Source organism: Pseudoalteromonas sp. TB51 (genome assembly GCF_000498055.1).
Classification (GTDB): Bacteria; Pseudomonadota; Gammaproteobacteria; order Enterobacterales; family Alteromonadaceae; genus Pseudoalteromonas; species Pseudoalteromonas atlantica.
The window spans coordinates 1-1,225 of sequence record NZ_AUTO01000254.1; the positions used below are offsets into that span (position 1 = coordinate 1).

Consider the following 1,225-nt stretch of genomic DNA (forward strand, 5'->3'; position numbering starts at 1 on the left):
TAGACGATGATTACCGCTCAACCCTGTTGGAGTCTGGGATTAAAATGCGCTAGCCGTGGGTTATGTTTGTGCGAGTGCTTGTTGTAACTCGCATTTATATTTGGTTTGGGTATAATCACGGGGAAAGAAAAAATGTGGCCCGTAATGACAGGAACAACATGAAACAAATCGACATAGACGACGAGTTATATCAGTATATTGCTAGCAATACACAAAGTATTGGCGAAAGCGCATCCACTATTTTACGTCGTTTATTAAATCTAAACGGTGATGACAACACTCCCGTTGCTAAGAACAATCAAAACAACCAAACAGCTACTCAAGCCCCACTTGACGACACGCCAGCTACTAACGACAGCCAAGAGCAAGAGGTTGTCACACCCGTGAAGCAAACAAACGCTAATGTATTTAATATTCTAAATAAAGAAGAACTAGCAATGCAAAAAGGGGTGGTAGGCAGGTTTTTATTTATTTTAAGTGCTTTTTATAGAACGCATAAAAAAGAGTTTAGTGCTGTGCTTGATATAAAAGGGCGCGACCGCGTTTACTTTGCAACCAGCAAAGAAGACTTAGTTAATAGCGGCAGTAGTATGAACCCTAAAAACATTACCGACAGTGAGTACTGGGTAATGACAAATTCAAACACGACACGTAAAAAAATGATGCTACACGAGGTTGCGCTGTGCTTAGGTTATTCAGCAGAGCAAGCAGAAGAAATTCGCGATTACTTGTAAGGAAATAAACATGGCTATTCATTCAGGTGCTGGGAAAACTGCGCCACATTCAACTTTAGTTAACATACCAAAACTGGTATCGGCTTATTATTTAAATGAGCCAGACTTAGAGCAAAACCCCGAGCATTGTGTTGCTTTTGGTACGTCGGGTCACCGTGGTTGCTCTTACGATGTTAAGTTTAACGAATCTCATATTTTAGCCATTACACAAGCTATTTGTGATTACAGAAAGCAAAACGACATTTTTGGTCCGCTTTTTTTAGGTAAAGATACGCATGCATTAAGTGAAGCTGCTTTTAACTCTGCCATAGAAGTATTAGTGGCTAATGAGGTGCAAGTAATTACCCAGCAAAATCACGATTACACGCCAACCCCTGTCATTAGCCATGCTATTGTTTGCCATAACAAATTAAATCCTAACGAATTAGCCGACGGTATTGTGGTAACGCCTTCACATAACCCGCCAGAAGACGGTGGCTTTAAATACAATC

Annotated in this window: 1 protein-coding gene and 1 pseudogene; both read left to right on the forward strand. The window is 40.5% G+C overall.

Annotated elements, in window-relative coordinates; all coding sequences use genetic code 11:
* Nucleotides 1–158 precede the first annotated feature (158 nt).
* Nucleotides 159–734 carry a replication initiation negative regulator SeqA gene (gene seqA / locus L650_RS0114900; RefSeq protein WP_024033550.1) on the forward strand — a complete coding sequence of 192 codons (576 nt, stop codon included), beginning with the start codon at nt 159–161 and terminating at the stop codon, nt 732–734.
* Between the two features lie 10 nt (nt 735–744).
* Nucleotides 745–1,225 (forward strand): annotated as a pseudogene (locus tag L650_RS0114905) (phosphoglucomutase, alpha-D-glucose phosphate-specific); the annotation flags it as partial.